Annotated in this window: 13 protein-coding genes; 7 read left to right on the top strand and 6 right to left on the bottom strand. The window is 64.9% G+C overall.

Annotation, left to right across the window (positions count from 1 at the left end; translation table 11 throughout):
• The first annotated feature begins 219 nt into the window (after positions 1-219).
• From OOJ09_RS16325 to OOJ09_RS16310, 4 genes are all read left to right on the top strand, one after another.
• Positions 220-4,254, top strand: a complete 4,035-nt coding sequence (locus tag OOJ09_RS16325; RefSeq protein WP_269906158.1) for a peptidoglycan-binding protein — start codon at positions 220-222, stop codon at positions 4,252-4,254.
• 192 nt (positions 4,255-4,446) lie between these two features.
• Entirely contained in the window at positions 4,447-5,370 is a 924-nt protein-coding gene (locus OOJ09_RS16320; RefSeq protein WP_256748895.1) for a sulfite exporter TauE/SafE family protein, read from the top strand.
• Positions 5,370-6,164: a TIGR02186 family protein gene (locus OOJ09_RS16315; RefSeq protein ID WP_269906157.1), complete on the top strand. Its 795-nt coding sequence runs from the start codon at positions 5,370-5,372 to the stop codon at positions 6,162-6,164. Before OOJ09_RS16320 ends, OOJ09_RS16315 begins: the two co-directional genes overlap by 1 nt.
• Positions 6,165-6,424: 260 nt before the next feature.
• The gene (locus tag OOJ09_RS16310) at positions 6,425-7,681 is read left to right on the top strand and encodes an Hsp70 family protein (RefSeq protein WP_269906156.1); all 1,257 of its coding nucleotides are present in this window, start codon (positions 6,425-6,427) and stop codon (positions 7,679-7,681) included.
• A gap of 55 nt (positions 7,682-7,736) precedes the next feature.
• Here the strand turns inward: OOJ09_RS16310 and OOJ09_RS16305 are convergent, their stop codons facing one another.
• Positions 7,737-8,630: a LysR family transcriptional regulator gene (locus tag OOJ09_RS16305; RefSeq protein ID WP_269906155.1), complete on the bottom strand. Its 894-nt coding sequence runs from the start codon at positions 8,628-8,630 to the stop codon at positions 7,737-7,739.
• Between the two features lie 278 nt (positions 8,631-8,908).
• On the opposite strand from OOJ09_RS16305, the gene OOJ09_RS16300 reads away from it, so the two are divergent.
• The 3 genes from OOJ09_RS16300 to OOJ09_RS16290 are packed head-to-tail and all read left to right on the top strand — an operon-like array spanning position 8,909 to position 13,508.
• Positions 8,909-11,839: a molybdopterin oxidoreductase family protein gene (locus tag OOJ09_RS16300; RefSeq protein ID WP_269906154.1), complete on the top strand. Its 2,931-nt coding sequence runs from the start codon at positions 8,909-8,911 to the stop codon at positions 11,837-11,839.
• Positions 11,836-12,570, top strand: a complete 735-nt coding sequence (locus OOJ09_RS16295) for a 4Fe-4S dicluster domain-containing protein (RefSeq protein ID WP_269906153.1) — start codon at positions 11,836-11,838, stop codon at positions 12,568-12,570. Before OOJ09_RS16300 ends, OOJ09_RS16295 begins: the two co-directional genes overlap by 4 nt.
• A 2-nt stretch (positions 12,571-12,572) precedes the next feature.
• Complete coding sequence (locus OOJ09_RS16290; RefSeq protein ID WP_269906152.1) at positions 12,573-13,508, top strand: dimethyl sulfoxide reductase anchor subunit family protein; 936 nt, start codon at positions 12,573-12,575, stop codon at positions 13,506-13,508.
• 2 nt (positions 13,509-13,510) lie between these two features.
• On the opposite strand, the gene pdeM is transcribed toward OOJ09_RS16290, so the two are convergent.
• The 5 genes from pdeM to OOJ09_RS16265 all read right to left on the bottom strand — a co-directional run bounded on the left by pdeM (position 13,511) and on the right by OOJ09_RS16265 (position 19,552).
• On the bottom strand, positions 13,511-14,227 hold the full coding sequence (pdeM, locus tag OOJ09_RS16285) for a ligase-associated DNA damage response endonuclease PdeM (RefSeq protein ID WP_269906151.1): 717 nt from the start codon (positions 14,225-14,227) through the stop codon (positions 13,511-13,513).
• A 13-nt stretch (positions 14,228-14,240) separates the two neighbouring features.
• A complete protein-coding gene (locus tag OOJ09_RS16280; protein WP_269906150.1) occupies positions 14,241-16,760 on the bottom strand; it encodes a ligase-associated DNA damage response DEXH box helicase in 2,520 nt (839 codons plus the stop codon).
• Positions 16,761-16,866: 106 nt separating this feature from the next.
• Positions 16,867-17,727, bottom strand: a complete 861-nt coding sequence (locus tag OOJ09_RS16275; RefSeq protein WP_269906149.1) for a C40 family peptidase — start codon at positions 17,725-17,727, stop codon at positions 16,867-16,869.
• Positions 17,728-17,771: 44 nt separating this feature from the next.
• Positions 17,772-18,122 carry a MarR family winged helix-turn-helix transcriptional regulator gene (locus tag OOJ09_RS16270; RefSeq protein ID WP_015319324.1) on the bottom strand — a complete coding sequence of 117 codons (351 nt, stop codon included), beginning with the start codon at positions 18,120-18,122 and terminating at the stop codon, positions 17,772-17,774.
• A gap of 65 nt (positions 18,123-18,187) precedes the next feature.
• Positions 18,188-19,552, bottom strand: coding sequence for a leucyl aminopeptidase family protein (locus OOJ09_RS16265; RefSeq protein ID WP_269906148.1), 1,365 nt, complete (start codon positions 19,550-19,552; stop codon positions 18,188-18,190).
• Positions 19,553-19,585 lie beyond the last annotated feature (33 nt).

Here is a 19,585-nt window from a genome sequence, read left to right as displayed (position 1 = left end):
TTAAGTTTGGTTAACGCGTTGTTTACCACGTTGGGCGAAATGTGGGCGCGTCGGCTACCCGTGTTTATCCTGTATCGAATTTTTCACGGTTTTTCGGAGCGCGGGTGAGAACCCGGGAAGCTTGTCTTCCACCGCGGCAAAGCCGTCCGGTCGCCTCGTTCCGACAGGGACTTGGGGGAGTTGGCCACAAGCCAGCCATTCTGAAAGACGGACGCACAGATGAACAGCAAGCGGTCCTATCTCGATACACTCAACGCCGGCAGGCAGCGCAGGCCGCAGACCACGCTCGAGCAGTTGAACCGCTCGCTGGAGACGCTGGAACAGCGACTGGAGCGAACCCGCGAGGATCCGATGGGTCGTCCCGATCCGCGCCAATATGGCGCCGACGCCCGCTATCCCGCCGCCCGGCCCGCCGGCCAGCAGCGCTGGTACGAGGATCCGCAGCCGGCGCCGCGCCCGCAGAGCCCGATACAGCCCGCCGCCGCTTTCGAGCAGAATTACCAGGCCATTGCGCGCGACATCGATCGCGTGCGGGGACAGGAAGACGGCGTTGCCATGGTCGGCAAGATCGCCGGCGAATTGCGCGGCATGCGTGAGGAACTGCGCCACCAGATGACCGCCGGGCTGCAGCGTGAATTCGAAGCGCTGCGCAAGGACATCGAGCGGGCCTTCCAGTCGAGCGCGACACCAGGCGGCCCGTCCGGCGCCATGGCCAAGGGCAGCGCCGAACTCGGCCTTGAGTTCGAGAGGCTTTCCGGCGCCATCCAGACGCTGGCCGAGAAGAGCGACGACAGAAGCGTCAACATGCTGCGGCTCGAACTCGAGCAGGTCAAGGCGGCGCTCGACACGCTGGCGCGCGAGGAGAGTGTGCAGAAAGTCGATCGCCGCTGGGACGATTTCGATCGCCGCTGGACGGCTTTCGAGGATCGCGTCGATGCCGACCAGCGCAAGCGCTCGGACGGCCCCGGCCTGTCGATGCTGACCGACCGGCTGGAGCAGATCAGCAACGCCGTCAACAATCTGCCGGAATCGCTGTCGCTGCGCTCGCTCGAGGACAAGGTACGCACGCTTGCCGGCGCCGTCGACCACTTCGCCAGCCAGCAGGACAATCGCGGCAGCGACACGCTTGGCATGATCGATGAGCGGCTGGACGAGATTTCCCGCGCCATCGTTGCATCGACCGTCGCGGCGCAAGCCAATTCATTCGACCATGAGGCTTTCGAGCGCATCGAGAAGCGGATCGACTCGCTTGCCGGACAGATCGAGGAAGTGGCGCAGGATCGCCCCGGCAACGCGGTCATGGACCGCCTGAACACGCTGTCGAGCCGGGTCGACGAGCTCGCCGGCCGCGCCGATCTGCCCGAGCAGGCGATGGAGCGCCTGGCCAACCAGATCGCACTCATCGCCGACAAGATCGACCAGGCGCCTGCCATGCCTGATGCCGACTACATCTTCCATGGGCTGGAGCAGCGCTTCGACGTGCTGTCCGGCATGATGGAACGCCGCCAGGGTGACGCCATCGAACAGGGCAACATGCTGTTCCGCGATCTCGAGCGCCGGCTGGACGAAGTTGCCGACAGGCTGGACGAGCGCATGCCGCAAGTCGACAGCGCCGGCATCATGGACGCCATCGACGCCCGCTTCACCGCTCTGGCCCAGCGCATCGAAACGCGTGTTCCAGATCCCGCCGGCGAAGCAGCGATCCGCGGCCTGGAAAGCCGGCTCGAAGACATTTCAAGCCGGCTGGACGCGTCCGCCGCGCAAGTGGCCGGCATCGATCCAGCGCTGATCCGAAGCCTGGAAGCACAGGTCGCCGGCCTGTCCGCCCATCTTTCCAAGCCCAGCACGCCGCTGCCGGAATTCGAGGACATCAGCCCGCGCCTCGACGAAATCGAAAAGTCGCTGGCCGGAACCCGCGATTCCATTCTCGGCGCGGCACGCGAAGCGGCTGAGAACGCGGTGCGATCGCTGGCCGGTTCGAGCGCCAACACGACGGCGGTTTCCGGCCTCGCTCAGGACCTGAAGACGCTCGAAGCGCTGACGCGGCGCTCAGACGAGCGCAATTCGAGAACGTTCGAGGCCATCCACGACACGCTGCTCAAGATCGTCGACAGGCTTGGCTCGCTGGAACCCGGCGAGCCGGTCGAGGCGGTCAGCGAACTCCTGGACGCGCGACCGGATGAGTCGGTCGGCAGGCGCCGCGCGCGGCAGTCCAAGATCTCCGTCGACGCACCGTCGATGGACATCGACGAGCCAATGCCATTGACCGGAGACATGGCCGATCTCGATGGCCGCGTCGCCGCCATCATGCGCGGCGACCTGGGTACGCGGAGCGACCTGGGTACGCGTGGCGACCTGGGTACGCGCGACCTGGGCACGCGTACGCCGGCCGAGGCCGCCGCTGCCGCGGCCATGGCAGCCCTTGGTTCCGACACGATCGCCGACAGTGGCGAGCCGGCGGGTCGCCGCAAATCGATGTTCGGCGGGCTGGCGCGCGCATTCAGGGGCAGGAAGGAGGCGGACGTACCACTGGCCGGCTCGGCGCCGAGCGCTCCGACCCCGAGTGTGGACCTCGACGAGCCGCTCGATCCGAAAATGGCCAACCGGCCGCTGGAGCCCGGCTCTGGCGCACCGGACCTCAACGCCATCATGAAGCGCGTGCGTGACGAGCGCGGCCAACCGGCCAAGCCCAGCGACACCGATGCCGCCAAATCGGATTTCATCGCCGCGGCGCGGCGCGCGGCGCAGGCCGCCGCCGCCGAGGCCGATGCCCTGAAACGTCAGTCGACGATGACCGGACCGGTCAAGGCGCTGCGGATCGGTGACCTGCTCAAGGCGCGACGCAAGCCGATCCTGATGGGGTCAACCGCGATCTTGCTGGCGCTTGCCGGCCTGCAACTGGGCAAGGCTTTCTTCGCCGATCCCGCGCAAGTTGCGAGCAACGACGCCGCACCGATCGCGGCTTCCCAACCGGTGCAAACCGCCTCGCTCGACACCGCAAGCCAGGCAAAGGCGGATGCGCGGCCCCCGGCACTGGAAACCGCGCCGGCCCGTGCCGTCAGGCAGGCCGAGCCATCCGAACCGGCAACCAAGGACGACATGGCGACGCAAGCCACGATGGCAGCGCCACCGGGCGTCGAGCCGTCGATGGATGCGGCACCGACAGCCGAGCCCGCTCCGATGCCTGTTGCTTCGGCCATGCCCACCGATGCTGGCCCGGCGGCATCCGGCACGACAGCCTCGGCTGCGGCGCCGATAGCGCCGGCCCCGGTCGCCGCGCCGGCCGCGGAAGCAACCGATGCCGACACCGGCGCTCAGCCGATCGCGGCCGCGCCAGCCACGGATACCACAGGCGCGGTTCCGCCAGCGGACGCACCCCCGGCGACGGCCGCGGCCAAGATCGACATTCCCGCCAATGCCGGCCCGGCCGCCTTGCGTGACGCAGCCGCCAATGGCGACGCCAAGGCGCTGTTCGAGATCGGCTCGCGCTACGCCGAGTCGCGCGGCGTCAAGGAAGACATGGCGGCGGCCGCCAAATGGTACGAGAAGGCGGCGGAACTCGGCTTTGCGCCGGCCGAATACCGCATCGGCAATTTCTACGAAAAGGGCATCGGCGTCGCCCGCGACATCAAGAAAGCCAAGACCTGGTACCAGCTCGCCGCCGAGCAGGGCAACGCCAGCGCCATGCACAATCTGGCCGTGCTGTTCGCCATGGCGGCGGACGGCGTGACCGACAATGAGTCGGCCGCCCACTGGTTCCAGGCGGCCGCCGATGTCGGCGTCAAGGACAGCCAGTTCAATCTCGGTATCCTCGCCGCCAAGGGCGTCGGCATGAAGCAGAACCTCGAGGAATCCTACAAATGGTTCGCTCTCGTCGCCAAGACAGGCGACAAGGATGCGGCGGCCAAGCGCGACGAGATCGCCAATGCGCTGCGGCCCGAGCAGCTCGAACGCGCCCGCGCCGCTGCCGAACTGTGGAAGGCCAAGCCGCTGGATCCGGCGTCCAATTCGGCGGACATTCCCGAATCCTGGCAGAACGACACTCCGCAGACGACCGCCAGCATCGACATGACGAAGGCCATCCAGAACATCCAGCGCATTCTCAACAAGAATGGCTACGATGCCGGCGGCGCCGACGGCAAGATGGGCCAGAAGACAAAGACCGCTATCATGGCTTTCCAGACCGACAACAAGATGCCGGCGACCGGCACGATCGATGAAAAACTGGTCAAGGCCCTGCTGGCGCGCAAATAACGGCGGATGCGTCGCTTCCACGACGCCCTTGCCACACATTTGCCTGTTAACTGATTGAGATGTTTTTTGTTTCGGCGGTGCGGCGTGGTTTGACTTCGTAGCACCTCCGGCGCAAGAACAAATTGGCTTGTCGGGGCAAGATGCCCGCAACGGTTGCATTCGCCGGCAGGCAGAACTGATCGAGACTGACGGGTGGGCATCTATCTCCCGATCGCGGAAATTTCCGTCAACGTCTTCGTGCTGCTGGCCATGGGTGCGGCAGTGGGTTTCCTGTCGGGCATGTTCGGCGTCGGCGGCGGCTTCCTCATCACGCCGCTGCTGATCTTCTACAACATACCCCCGGCGATCGCGGTCGCCACCGGCGCCAACCAGGTCATCGCCTCCTCCTTCTCCGGCGTGCTTTCGCACATGAAGCGAGGGACGCTCGACTTCAAGCTCGGCGGCGTGTTGCTGGCCGGCGGCATCGTCGGCTCAACCGGCGGTATCTACGTCTTCGCCTTCCTGCGCAGGCTCGGCCAGCTCGACCTGTTCATCTCGCTGCTTTACGTCGTGCTGCTCGGCACCGTCGGCGGGCTGATGCTGGTCGAAAGCGTCAATGCGCTGCGTGCCACGCGCAGTGGCGCGGCACCGGTGCTGAAGAAATCCGGCCAGCACAACTGGATCCACCGCTTGCCGCTGAAGATGCGATTCAGGGCCTCGAAACTGTTCGTCAGCGTCATCCCGGTGCTTGGTCTCGGAGCCGGCATCGGCTTCCTGTCGTCGATCATGGGCGTCGGCGGCGGCTTCATCATGGTGCCGGCGCTGATCTATCTGCTGAAAGTGCCAACCAACGTCGTCATCGGCACCTCGCTGTTCCAGATCATCTTCACCTCCGCCTACACGACGCTGGTCCACGCCACCACCAACCAGACGGTTGATGTCGTGCTGGCTTTCCTGTTGATGGCGGGCGGCGTGGCCGGGGCGCAATATGGTGCCAAGGCCGGCCAGAGGCTGCGTGGCGAGCAGCTCAGGGCGTTGCTGGCGCTGCTTGTGCTGGCGGTGGCGATCCGGCTTGCCATCGATCTCTTCGTCACCCCGCCCAATCTCTATTCGCTGTCCGGCGTGGGCCTCAACTGATGCCGGCACCAAAAGCGATCGCAACCGTAATACTCCTGTCGTTGCTTGCCGCCGCCGTGCCGGCGAAGGCGCAGACGCCTTTGCCAACGGAAGGCATCCAGATCGGGCTCTCCACCGACAATGTGTCGATCACCGCCGGCTTTTCCGGCGCAGACCTGACGATCTTCGGTTCCCTGGAAAACCCCGATCCGCTCGTTGCCCGTCAGGGCCGCTACGATGTCATTGTCGTGCTCGAAGGCCCGCCGCGAACGGTGGTGGTGCGCCGCAAGGACCGGGTGCTCGGTGTCTGGGTCAATCTGGACTCCGCGACTTTCGAGAACGTGCCGATGTCCTATTCGGTGGCGACGACGCGGCCGCTGCAGGACATTACCGAACCGAACAGCTACAAGCAGCTGTCGCTCGGCGCCTCCAACCTCTACATGCAGCCCGCCGATGTCGGCGACAGCCCGGCGACCATCGAGGAATTCACGGCGGCACTGCGCGAGCGCAAATCGGCGACCGGCCTCTTCAGCGAGAATGTCGGCGGCGTGCAATTCCTGTCACAGAACCTGTTTCGCGCCACTGTCAGGCTGGCGCCGAATGTTCCGGTCGGCACCCACAAGGCGCGTGCCTTCCTGTTCAAGAGCGGCCTGTTCATCAAGGAAAGCTCGGCCCAGCTCGAAATCCGCAAATCCGGTTTCGAACAATCGATCTTCCGCGTCGCCCACGACTACTCCTTCCTCTACGGCGTCTTCGCGATATCGCTGGCCATGATAACGGGCTGGCTCGGAAGGCTGATCTTCAGAAAAGACTAGATCCTGTTTCATCCCGATTGAATCGGGACCGGGCTCTATCTGTTTGTTTGAGCACGATCCTGTCCGAAACCGGTTTCCACTTTTCGGGATCATGCTCTTGAAAGGGGTTTCCCTTTCCCGGGCCATGCGATAGACCGCCGCCTCCCGGCGCGGCGAACGCGCACGATTTCAGTTCGGCAGGATGGTTCGGTCACCCCGGACAACGGCGCGCATGCGAAGACGCCGATCCGCTGCCCCAAGGACAATGACAGGACGTTGCGATGCGACCAGCATTCGGCGGTATCGACTTCGGCACTTCGAATTCCACCGTGGGCGTGGTCCGCAACGGGCAGCCTCGCCTTGTCGCTCTGGAAGATGGCCAGGTCACGCTGCCAAGTGCCGTCTTCTTCAACTTCGAGGACAACCGCACCTGTTTTGGCCGCAACGCCATCGCCAACTACACCGACAGCATCGAGGGCCGCTTGATGCGCTCGCTGAAGAGCGTGCTCGGCAGTTCGCTCGCGCACGAAAAGACGCGCATCAAGGCGCGCTCGATCGGCTTCATGGAGATCATCGGCCTGTTCCTCGGCCATCTCAGGAAGAAGCTGGAGGAAGACGCCGGCGATGCGGTCGAGACCGTGGTGCTCGGGCGCCCGGTCCAGTTCGTCGACGACGATGCCCAAGCCGATGCGAATGCCCAGGGCGAACTCGAAAAGGCGGCGCAGGCCCAGGGCTTCAAGCATATCGCTTTCCAGTTCGAGCCGATCGCGGCGGCGCTCGACTATGAGCAGAAGGTGACGCGCGAGGAACTGGCGCTGATCATCGACATGGGCGGCGGCACGTCCGACTTCTCGATCGTGCGCGTCTCACCGGAGCGCACCCGCTCGCTCGACCGCAAGGACGACATCCTGGCCAGCCGAGGCATCCATATCGGCGGCACCGATTTCGACCGGCTCTTGAGCATCGCTCATGTGATGCCGCAACTCGGCTACCTGACCCCGACCAAGGACGGCAAGCGCAATCTGCCGGCCAGCTACTTCATCGATCTCGCGACCTGGCAGCGCATAAACCTAGTCTACACCGCCAAGGCGATGACGCATCTGCGCCAGATCCGCTACGAGGCCGAGCGCGCCGACCTGGTCGACCGCTTCATCCACATCGTCGAGCACCGCTACGGACACGCGCTGGCGGCACTGGTCGAAAAGGCCAAGATAGAGCTGACCGACAGATCATCCGCCGAGGTCGCGGTGAAGCTGCCGGGCGTGGAGTTCGCCGCCAACATCACGCGCGCCGGGCTGGAAGCCACGATTGCCAGGGACATCGAGCGGGTCACCGCGACGGTCGGGCAGACCATCCGCGATGCCCAGGTCAAGCCGTCCGACATCACCGCGGTGTTCCTGACCGGCGGATCGACCGCGATCCCGCTGGCGAGACGGGAGATCCTGTCGCTGGTGCCGCGGGCTTCCGTCATCGAAGGCGACATGTTCGGCTCGGTCGGGCTTGGCCTGGCTTTGGATGCCCAACGGAAGTTCGGCTGATCCAGGTCCATTGATATTCAGGTGACGCCGGCCTGACCTGAATCTCTGCGGACCCTTAGTCATGGTCCGCAGACGTGCCGAGATGCGCCTTGAGCGCCATCTGCGCCAGGCTTGCCTGGCGATCGCGGTGGGTGATCATGGCGAAGTCGCGTTTCGGCAAATCGAGCGGCACGGCTCTGAGACTGCCCTCGGCGACGGCGCGCGCGACGACGAGCTCCGAAATGATGGTGGCGCCGGCGCCCGCCTCGACCGCCTGGCGAACGGCCTCGTTGCTCGGCAGCACCAGGAAGATGCGCAGGTCGGCGAGCGAAATCCCCTCGCGGCGCGCCAAATCCTCCAGCACCTCGCGCGTGCCTGAACCACCTTCGCGGATGATCCAGCGCAGCCCCCTGATATCAGGACGGCCGGGCGACAGTTCGGCGATCTCCGGATGCGAGCTGGCGACGACCAGCATCAGCCGGTCGACGTCGACCTTGGCGCGGCGCAGGATGTCGGATTCCGTGCGCCCCTCGACCAGGCCGAGATCCGCGGCGCCATCGAGGACATTCGCCTCGACCTGTCTGGTGTTGCCGATGGTGACGCTCAGCCGGACGGCGGGATAGGCCTCGTGGAAGGACGCCAGCCGGCGCGGCAGCCAATAGCTGGCGATGGTCTGGCTGGCGGCGATCGAAAGGCTGCCGGTGACCGTCTGCGAAACATGTTCCAGCACGTTGCGCGCCGCGGCGGCTCGTTCCAGTACAGCCTTGGCTTCTGGCAGGAACCGGTGTCCGGTCTGGGCAAGCTCGATGTTGCGGCCGACGCGGTTGAACAGGTGGACGCCGTGCTGCTCCTCAAGCGCGCGTATGGCCGCCGACGCCGCCGACTGGGAAATGCCCAGCAGCTCCGCCGCCTTGGTCATGTGGCAGCGCTCGGCGACGGCGACGAAAATGCGTAACTGGTCCAGGGTCATGCGCGCATTAAGAAACAATATCGATCGAATTTACAAGAACAACTGATTAGACGGATCGATATCTTTATTCTACGTTTTCGAGTGAAGTTAGAAAAAATTCGCCAGCGGATCGCAGAGACTAAAATGATCGGGCGGTTCAGATCCTTGTTTGCGCATTGGACCCGGTGCATCCGGCGGCGGCTGGCCGGCGATGGCTATCACCCGGAAGAGCATTACATGCGTGGCCCCGGGCCGAAGACGCGAGCCAAATCCGCCGGCCGCGCGGGCACCACCGGATCATGATGCAAGGACCGCCGCGCGGCGCGAATTCGGCACCATCGCAACGCCCGCTTGCCGACACGCGCGCGCCCGACGAAGGCGACGGCGTCGACACCTCGCCCGATATCTCGGACAGCATCGCCAAGACGACCTGCTACATGTGCGCTTGCCGCTGCGGCATCGATGTTCACATCAAGGACGGCAAGGTCCGCTACATCAACGGCAACAAGGACCATCCGGTCAATCGCGGCGTGATCTGCGGCAAGGGCAGTTCCGGTATCATGCAGCATTACAGCCCTGCCAGGCTGAAGAAGCCGCTGCTACGCACCGGGCCGCGCGGCTCGGGCGAGTTCCGCGAGATCGAGTGGGAGGAAGCGTTTTCGATCGCCACCGAACGGCTCTCCGCCATCCGCCGGACCGATCCGAAGAAGCTCGCCTTCTTCACCGGGCGCGACCAGTCGCAATCCTTGACCGGCTGGTGGGCGAGCCAGTTCGGTACACCGAACTTTGCCGCCCATGGCGGCTTCTGTTCGGTGAACATGGCGGCGGGGGGCCTCTATACGATCGGCGGTTCGTTCTGGGAGTTCGGCGAGCCCGACTGGGACAACACCCGATATTTCATGCTGTTCGGCGTCGCCGAGGATCATGACTCCAACCCGATCAAGATCGGCTTGGGCAAGCTCAAGGCGCGCGGCGCCAAGGTGGTTTCGATCAACCCGTGCCGGACCGGCTACAACGCCATTGCCGACGACTGGATCGGCATCCGGCCCGGCACGGACGGCCTGTTCGTGTTCGCGCTGATCCATGAATTGCTGAAAGCCGGCCGCGTCGATCTCGACTATCTGCTGCGCTACACCAATGCCCATGTGCTCGTCATCCAGGAGCCGGGTGCCGCCGATGACGGGCTGTTTGTGCGAGACGACACTCGCAATCCCTTGGCCTGGGACAGGGTGGCGAAGACGCCTGTCAGCGCCACCGATGCCAGCGCCAAGCCGGCGCTGACCGGTAGTTACACCGTCGATGGCCGCCGCTGCACGCCAGTGTTCCAGCTCATCGCCGACCGTTACCTCGATGAGAGCTATGCACCCGATGCGGTCGCCGGGCGTTGCGGTATTCCCGCCGATACGATCCGCAGGATCGCTGCCGAACTTGCCCATGTCGCCTTCGAACAGACGATCGAACTGCCGGTTGCGTGGACCGACTGGGCCGGGCGCCGGCACCAGACGATCAAGGGCCGGCCTGTTTCGATGCACGCCATGCGCGGCATCTCCGCTCACTCAAACGGTTTTCATACGTGCCGCGCCATCCATCTGCTTCAGGTGCTCTTGGGGACAGTGGATGTTCCCGGCGGCTTCCGCTTCAAGCCGCCCTATCCACGCTCGGCGCCGCCAGGTCCAAAGCCTTCAGGCCGGACCATCAAGCCGATGACGCCGCTCGACGGCATGCCACTCGGCTTCGTCTGTGGGCCGGACGATCTGCTGGTCGACGAGGCCGGCACGCCAACCCGCATCGACAAGGCCTATTCCTGGGACGCGCCGCTGGCCGCGCACGGCCTGATGCACACCGTCATCCGCAATGCCTGGGCTAGCGATCCATACCCGATCGACACGCTGATGATGTACATGTCGAACATGGCGTGGAATTCCTCGATGAACACCGTCGAGACCATCGCGATGCTGACCGACCACGACGAAGCCGGCAACTACAAAATCCCCTTCATTATCTATTCCGACGCCTATTATTCCGAGACCGTGCCGTTCGCAGACCTCGTCCTGCCCGACACGACCTATCTTGAGCGCCATGACTGCATCAGCCTGCTCGACCGGCCGATCAGCCATGCCGACGGACCCGGCGACGCCATCCGCCATCCCGTCGTCGAGCCGGACCGCGACGTCAGGCCGTTCCAGTCGGTGCTGATCGAGCTCGGCGCCCGGCTTGGCCTGCCCGGTTTCGTGGATGAGGACGGCTCGGCCAAATATGGCGACTATGCCGACTACATCGTCAATCATGAGCGGACGCCCGGCATCGGGCCGCTTGCCGGCTGGCGCGGCAAGGATGGGACGTCGATCGGCAAAGGCGAGATCAATCCGGACCAGCTACAGCGCTACATCGACAATGGCGGCTTCTGGCATCACGATTTCGCGGACGACCAGCGCTACTACAAGATGGCCAACCGCTCCTATCTCGACTTCGCCGAGAGCATGGGCTTCATCCCCAAGGCGGAGCCGATCGTCTTCCAGCTCTATTCCGAGCCCTTGCAGCGCTTCCGCCTGGCCGCGCGCGGCCATGGCCGCGTGCTGCCGCCACAGGGTGATCGCCAGCGCATCGAGACCTACATGGACCCGCTGCCTTTCTGGTACACGCCCTTCGAGGAAGCGGCCGTCGACCTCGAGAAATATCCGCTGCATGCGCTGACGCAGCGGCCGATGCATATGTATCATTCCTGGGGCTCGCAGAATGCCTGGCTGCGGCAGATCACCAGCCAGAACCGGCTGTTCGTGCATCACCGGACCGGCGCCAGCCTCGGCCTGGTCGATGACGACTGGGTGTGGATCGAGAGCATCAACGGCAGGGTGAAGGGGCAGATCAAACTGGTCGACGGGGTGAACGAAAGCACGGTCTGGACCTGGAATGCGATCGGCAAACGACGCGGCAGCTGGGGGCTTAAGGACGGTGCGGCCGAATCCACTCGCGGCTTCCTGCTCAACCACATCATCGGCGACCAGACCACGGCCGACGCCAACGGCAAGCGCTATTCGAATTCCGATCCTGTCACCGGCCAGGCGGCATGGTTCGACCTGCGGGTGCGCATCGTCAAATGCGCGGCGGAAGAGGCTGGCTTCACCGAGCCGCAGTTCGAGCGCTTCCAGCAGCCGCCGCATTTCGAGCCTTCGCCGCAGAAGCTGACTTTCGGCGCAGAATTCCGGCGGGCAAGAGAGGCGGCCGAATGACCTGTCTTCCAAGTCAAGGCGGCAAGAAACTCGGCCTCGTCATCGATCTCGACACATGCGTTGGCTGCCAGGCCTGCGCCACCGCCTGCAAGGAATGGAACACCGGCGGCCACATGGCGCCGCTGACCGACATCGACCCCTATGGCGGCACTGTCGACGGCGTCTGGTTCAACCGCGTGCACGCTTATGAGCACACCACCGAGATGGGCGGGCGCACGGTCAATTTCCCGCGTTCCTGCCTGCATTGCGAGACGCCGGCCTGCGTCACCGTCTGCCCGACCGGCGCCTCCTACAAGCGAGCCTCGGATGGCATCGTGCTGATCGACGAGGACAAGTGCATCGGCTGCAAATTGTGCAGCTGGGCCTGCCCCTATGGGGCGCGCGAATTCGACACCGATGTCGGGGTGATGAAGAAGTGCACACTTTGCGTCGACCGCATCTACAATGACAATCTGACCGAGGAAGACCGTGTGCCGGCCTGCGTCGCCGCCTGCCCGACCAGTGCGCGGCATTTCGGCGATCTCGGCGATCCCAGGTCGGCTGTGTCGCAACTGGTGGCGGAACGTGGCGGCGTCGACCTGATGCCAGAACTCGGCTATCACCCGACCAACAAATATCTTCCGCCGCGTGCCCATACCAGGCGTGCCGCATCGGTGCCTGCGAAGGCGTTGGAGCCGGTGCGGGCCGAAGGCGGTTTCCTTGGCTGGGTCGACCGCATGCTTTCGAACTGACCATGCATCCAGCCTTCTCCGTCGTCTTCTTCACCACCGCCACCGGTGCCGGCTATGGGCTGCTGGCGCTGCTGGGTGTGCTCGGAGGAGCCCAGATCATCCCGCCCGATTTCTGGCTGGGCTTCATCGGCATGGGGCTGGCGCTCGGCCTGATCGCCGCCGGGCTGTTGTCCTCGACCGGTCATCTCGGCAGGCCCGAACGCGCCTGGCGCGCCTTCTCGCAGTGGCGAAGCTCGTGGCTGTCCCGCGAAGGCGTCGCCTCGGTCGCCACCTTCGTGCCGGCAGGACTGTTCTGCATCGGCTGGGTATTCTTCGATCGCACCGGTGGCTGGGTGGCCATTGCCGGATTGCTGGCGGCCATTGGCGCGATCGTCACCGTCTGCACCACGGGCATGATCTATGCGTCGCTGAAGCCGATTGCCCAATGGCACAGCCGCTACACTTTGCCCGCCTACCTCATCTTCTCGGCGATGACCGGCAGTGTGCTCTTGAACGCGCTGCTGCAGGGTTTTGCACTGGGTTCGAGAATGCTTCTGGCGGCTTCGATGCTGCTGACCTTGCTCGGCTGGGGCTGGAAACTGGCGACCTGGCGATACAACGACGCGCTGGAGATCGCGACCAACGCGAACACCGCGACTGGACTGGTGGGCGGCACGGTGCGGTCGTTGGAATGGCCGCATACCGAGGAGAACTACCTGCTCAAGGAAATGGGGTTCCGCATCGCTCGCAAGCACAGCGCGCGGCTGCGCCAGATCACGCAGGTTCTGGCCTTCGCCTTGCCCGTCCTGCTGCTTGCCGCCACCCTCGCCCTGCCGTGGCCCTTCGCGGCGGTGCTTTCGGTTCTTGCCGCGATCGCTCAGCTCTCCGGCATGCTGGTCGAACGCTGGCTGTTCTTCGCCGAGGCGAAGCACACGGTTAGCCTGTACTACGGACGTTAAGGTCAGCCGGGCCGCAGCATCGAGCGGGAGATGGCAAAGATGCGGTCGGCGCCGAGCATATAGGCCATCAGCGTGTCCAGGCGGAACAGGCCGGCATAGGCGCGGTCGAGCACGTTGAGCGAGCCTGTATAGGCACCGAATGCCGGCATGATCATGCGGCCGCCGTCACCGGCAAAGCAGCGCCGCCGCACCGAACGGCCGCGCTGCACGATGCGGGCGCCGGGATGCAGATGGCCTGAAATCTCGCCTTCGATGCGCAGCTTCGATGGCTCGTGCCGGAACAGCAGCGAGCCGATGGCAAGTTCACGCACAGTCTCGCCGGGCAGGTCGGCCGGTGCTTCCGGGTCGTGATTGCCGGCGACCCAGAACCAGTCGCGTCCTGCCATCAGCGCTTCCAGCCGTTCGCGGAAGCTCGCATGCATGCGCTCGGCGCCACCACCATCATGAAAGCTGTCGCCCAGGCTGATGACGATCGACGGCTGGTAGTCTGATATGACCGCCTGCAATCTGAGCAAGGTCGCGCCGGTGTCGTAGGGCGGGATCAGCGCACCGCGCCGCGCCAGCGACGAACCTTTTTCCAGATGCAGGTCGGACACTGCCAGAAGCCTGAACTCCGGAAAATAGAGCACGCCGCGCGGGTCGCAGACCGCGCGCTCGCCGGCGATGCCGACCAGATCGGCCTGGGCTATCAGCGATGTGCGCGCCAGCGAAAAATTCATCTCGAAACCAGACTCATCTTTGGCCCATGGCCTCCTCGACCAGATCCGCGGCTTCCATGAGCAGAGACTCGTTGGCGCCGCCATTCACCGATTCCTTGCCGATCTCCAGCATGATCGGCACCGCGAGCGGCGAAATCTGGTCGAGATGCTTATGCATGATTCGACCACGCACACGCGAGAGCATCTCGGCAAGTCTGCTGACATCGAGCAACCCGGCCGACGCGTCGGTTCGCGTCGCCTGCAGCAGGATATGGTCCGGTTCATGGCTGCGCAGCACGTCATAGATGAGGTCGGCCGACACCGTCACCTGCCGGCCGCTCTTCTCTTGCCCCGGAAAGCGCTTCTCGATCAGCCCGGCAATGACGGCACAGGTCCGGAAGGTGCGCTTCAGCATCCAGCTGTCGTTCAGCCAGGCCTCGAGGTCATCGCCGAGCATGTCCTCGTCGAACAGCGCGGCCAGCGACGGCTTCTTCGCCTTGAACAGGGCCGCCATGTCGTCCAGCGCCCATACGGCCAGCGAATAGTCGGTGGCGACGAAACCGAGCGGGCGGGCATTGGCGCGTTCCAGCCGCCGCGTCAAAAGCATGCCGAGCGTCTGGTGCGCCAGCCGGCCCTCGAAGGGATAGGCGACCATGTAGTGGCGGTTGCCGCGCGGAAAGGTCTCGACCAGAAGATCGCCGCGCTTCGGCAGCACCGACTTCTCCTTCTGCAGCCGCAGCCAGTCGGCGACCTGTTCGGGCAACGCCTGCCAGCGATCGCTGTCGGCCAGCATGCCGCGCACCTGGTCGGCGAGATAGGTCGACAGCGGAAACTTGCCGCCGGCGTAGGACGGCACGATGATGTTGGCGCCGACGCCGTTGGAGACGACGCATTCGTTCTCGCGGATACCCTCGAAGCGCAGCACCTTGCCGGCGAACAGGAAATTGTCGCCGGGCCGCAGCGTCTCGGCGAAGTACTCCTCGACCTTGCCCAGCACCGGCCCGCCGCGCCCGGCCATGCCACGGCCCTGCCTGACATAGCGGACATTGAGCTCCGGCATCTCGACGATGGTGCCGACATTCAGCCGGTATTGCTGGGCGACACGCGGATGCGAGACCCGCCACAGCCCATCCCTGGTCTTGCGGATGCGAGCGTAACGCTCATAGTTCTTCAGCGCGTAGCCGCCGGTGGCGACGAAATCGACGACACGGTCGAAGGTCTCGCGTTCCAGCCCGGCATAGGGCGCGGCGCCACGCACCTCTTCGAACAGCCGGTCGGCGTCGAAAGGCGCACCGCAGGCGACGCCGAGCACATGCTGCGACAGCACGTCGAGTGCGCCGGTGATCAGCGGTGGCGTGTCCTGCGCCCCGAGATAGTTGGCGTCGAGCGCGGCCCGGCATTCCAGAACCTCGAAACGGTTGGCCGGAATGAGGATCGCCTTGGACGGCTCGTCCATGCGGTGGTTGGCGCGTCCAATGCGCTGCGCCAGCCGGCTGGCGCCCTTCGGCGCGCCGACATGCACGACCAGATCGACATCGCCCCAGTCGATGCCGAGGTCGAGCGTCGAGGTGGCGACGATGGCGCGCAGAGCGTTCTCGCCCATCGCCTTTTCGACCCGCCGGCGCTGGCCGACCTCAAGCGAGCCATGGTGCAAGGCGATCGGCAACGAATCCTCATTCGCCCGCCACAGTTCCTGGAACAGCAGTTCGGCCTGGCTGCGGGTGTTGACGAACAGGATCGTCGTGCGGTGCCGTTTGATCGCCTCGTAGATTTCGGGAATGGCATAGCGGGCTGAGTGCCCGGACCACGGCACACGCTCGCGCGAGTCGAGGATCGAAATATCGGGCTTGGCGCCGCCAGCGACGGTGATCAGCCCGGCCATCGCGCCAAGTGGATTCTGGCTGACCAGCCAGCGCCGTAATTCGTCCGGCTCGGCCACGGTCGCCGACAAGCCAATCGTCTGCAGGCCAGGAACAAAGCCGCGCAGCCTCGCCAACCCAAGCGCCAGCAGATGTCCGCGTTTCGACGTCACCAGCGAGTGCAGTTCGTCGAGAACGACATAGCGCAGGTCTTCGAAGAAGCGCCCGGCATCGCCTGCCGCAATCAGCAGCGCCAGTTGCTCGGGCGTGGTGAGCAGAATGTCGGGCGGGACCAACTTCTGGCGCTGGCGCTTATGCGCGGGCGTGTCACCGGTGCGCGTCTCGATGGTGACGGGCAGCCCGATCTCTTCCACCGGCTTGCCGAGATTGCGCTCGATGTCGACGGCCAGCGCCTTGAGCGGTGAGATATAGAGCGTGTGGATGCCGCGATGCGCCTGGCCCGGTTTTCGCCTTGGCCGATTGGCCAGTTCGGTCAGCGAAGGCAGGAAGCCGGCCAGCGTCTTGCCGGCGCCGGTCGGCGCGATCAGCAACACCGATTGCCCGCCCTGAGCCCTCGCCAGCAACTCGATCTGGTGGGCGCGCGGCGACCAGCCCTTTTCGCCGAACCATTTGATGAATGGTTCGGGCAGGGTCACAGTGGCATTCTGTTCGGCAAGGCGCGGCTCAACTGTCACGCGCCAGAGGTAGCGCGACGGCGGTCAATCGCCAAGAAGAATCGGAACAAAAGGGGATCGAGGAGAGCGCTCTTCTCCCCGTCACTATACGGGGAGAAGGAAGAAGCTACGGCCGCCGAAACCCGGTCGGGCCGCCATAGAGGTAGCCGATGCGGGCAACCGCATCCTTCAGCCCCTCGCGTGACACCAGCATGGTGTGGCCGTTGGCATGGATCATGGCGTCGGCGTCGGTCATGACAGCGACATGGCCTTTCCAGAACACCAGGTCGCCGCGGCGCAGCCCCGAGAAATCAGGGCCCCGCTCGAGCGGCTCGCCGAGCGTCGCCGCCTGCATGTCGGAATCGCGCAGTACGTTTTTGCCGGCCATCCGCATCGCCAGTTGCACCAGGCCCGAACAATCGATGCCGAAGCCGGAAGTGCCACCCCACAGATAGGGTGTTCCAAGAAACGTCTCGGCAACCGCGACGTAGTCAGCAGCAACTTCGCCGATTGGCCGCAGATGACCTGCGATCAGCGCTTCGCCGGTAGACAGAACGGCATAGTGCGTGCCGCGTGTTTCGGCAGACCCCGTCACCGTCACAGTCGATCCCATCGATAGCTGTCCCGCGATCGGGAAGCGCAGATCCGGACCTGGATAGAGGAAGGTGCGCGGCACCGAGACGATGTGAGTGGGTGCATGGTCCCGCCCGCCCAGCATGGTGTCGGCGACATAGCCGACATAACCATCGCGCTCGGCCTGTATCCAGGCCCAGCCCTCGGAGACCTCGAAGACGAGGACATCGTCGCCGAACAGGAGTTGCGTGTTGACGCCGGCATCCGGTCGCGGCGCCTTGCGCATATCGGCCACGGATGCGGTGATCCGCGCCGGGCGACCGGCGACGAAGCGGTCGGCGACAACCTCGCCCCTCAGCCGTGCATCGGCAAGATCGGAACGGAAGGCGTGAAGGCGTGCATCCCTGGCGGTCAAATCGGCAACTCTGTTATGGACAACTGTTAGAATGGAAAATTCGCTCAAATCGGCAGTTCGTGGGCCTTGGCGATGATACCATCGCCGAAGCGCTCGACAAAGAGCGCGCCCTCGACGGTGCGCTTGATCAGAACATTGCGCTTGTCGAGCTCGTCGCGATGGCGCGACACCAGTTTCAATGCGCCCATCGTATCGAGCGCGCGGGTGATCACCGGCTTGGTGACATTGAGGCGAGCGGCGAGCCCGCGCACCGTGTGCGGCGGCGGATCGAGATAGATGGTGAACAGGATCGCCGTCTGGCGCATGGTCAGATCGGGCGCGTCCTCGCGCACCTGCGACAGCATCACTTGCTGCCACAGTCGCAAGGCCTGGCTCGGGCGCATCGCAATCGACATCGCGCCAGCATGACGGCAAATTGTTTCGGTTCCGTTTCAGTCATGACTTTAAAACGGCGGAAACCTCAGCCAAAGCGTGTCGAGATGATCCGCTCCAATGTGCGAATGCCCTGCGCCTCGCCGCCGGCGGGGCCATGCGAACGATCGGCGGGGTTCCAGGCGAAGATGTCGAAATGCGCCCAACTCGTGGTCTTCTCGACAAAGCGCTTGAGGAACAGCGCCGCGGTGATCGAGCCGGCGAAACCATCCGTGGTGACATTGTTGATGTCGGCGATCCTCGACGACAGTTTCGCGTCGTAGGGCCGCCACAGCGGCATGCGCCACAGCGGATCCTCGACCGTCAGCGATGCCAAGGCCAGTTCCGAGGCCAGCGCCTCATCACCAGTGTAGAACGGCGGCAGGTCGGGGCCTAGCGCGACACGGGCAGCTCCGGTCAGCGTCGCCATGTCGACCAGCAGTTGCGGTTCCTCCTCGTCGGCCAGCGCCAGGGCGTCCGCCAGCACCAGCCGCCCCTCGGCGTCCGTATTGCCGATCTCGACGGTGATGCCCTTGCGGCTCGTCAGCACGTCGCCGGGCCGGAAGGCGTTGCCGGCGATCGAATTCTCGACCGCGGGAATGAGCACGCGCAGCCGCACGTTCAGCCCGGCGGCCATGATCATCGAAGCCAGACCGAGCACATTGGCGGCACCGCCCATGTCCTTCTTCATCAACAGCATGCCGGAGGACGGCTTGATGTCGAGACCGCCAGTGTCGAAGCAGACGCCCTTGCCGACCAGCGTCACCTTCGGCGCGCTTCGCGGCCCCCATCTCATGTCGATCAGGCGCGGCGCGCCGGCGGATGCACGGCCGACGGCATGGATCATCGGGAAATTCTGCTTGAGCAGATCGTCGCCCTTGATCACGGAGACATCGGCCTTGTGGGCTCCGGCCAGGGTCCGCACCGCCTTCTCCAGATCCTCCGGCCCCATGTCGCTGGTCGGTGTGTTGACCAGATCGCGCGTCAGGAAGACGCCGTCGGCGATGCGGCGAACACGCCCCGCATCGACCCCGGCCGGCAGCTCGAAACGCAGCGCCTTGCCAGGCTTCTTGCCGTATCGGGTAAAGACATAGCCGCCGAGCGCCAACGCGATTGCCGCGAGTTCCGGCTCGGCCGGTGCCGAAGCGAAATGCCAGTCGCCTTCCGGCAGGGCTTTCGACAGAGCGCCGAGAGCGAGTGCACCCTCGCCCTCACCGACACCGAACAAGGCACCGCCGAGCGCCCCATTTTCACCGGGTATGACCAACGTCCTGCCCACCTCGCCTGAAAAGCCATTCGCCTTGGCCCAGGCGACGGCGGATGGCGCCAGACCGGCGGTCTCCAGACCGTCCCTGGCGACCAGGTGGACCGGCAGCGCACCCTGCATTTTCTTTTCGACGAGTTCGACAGGCATTCAATGTTCTCCGTCCGACGGGATTCCGAGTCG

The sequence above is a fragment of the Mesorhizobium qingshengii genome, from assembly GCF_027563465.1.
In the GTDB taxonomy this organism is placed as follows: domain Bacteria; phylum Pseudomonadota; class Alphaproteobacteria; order Rhizobiales; family Rhizobiaceae; genus Mesorhizobium; species Mesorhizobium qingshengii_A.
This window is presented reverse-complemented; position numbering and strand designations above follow the sequence as displayed.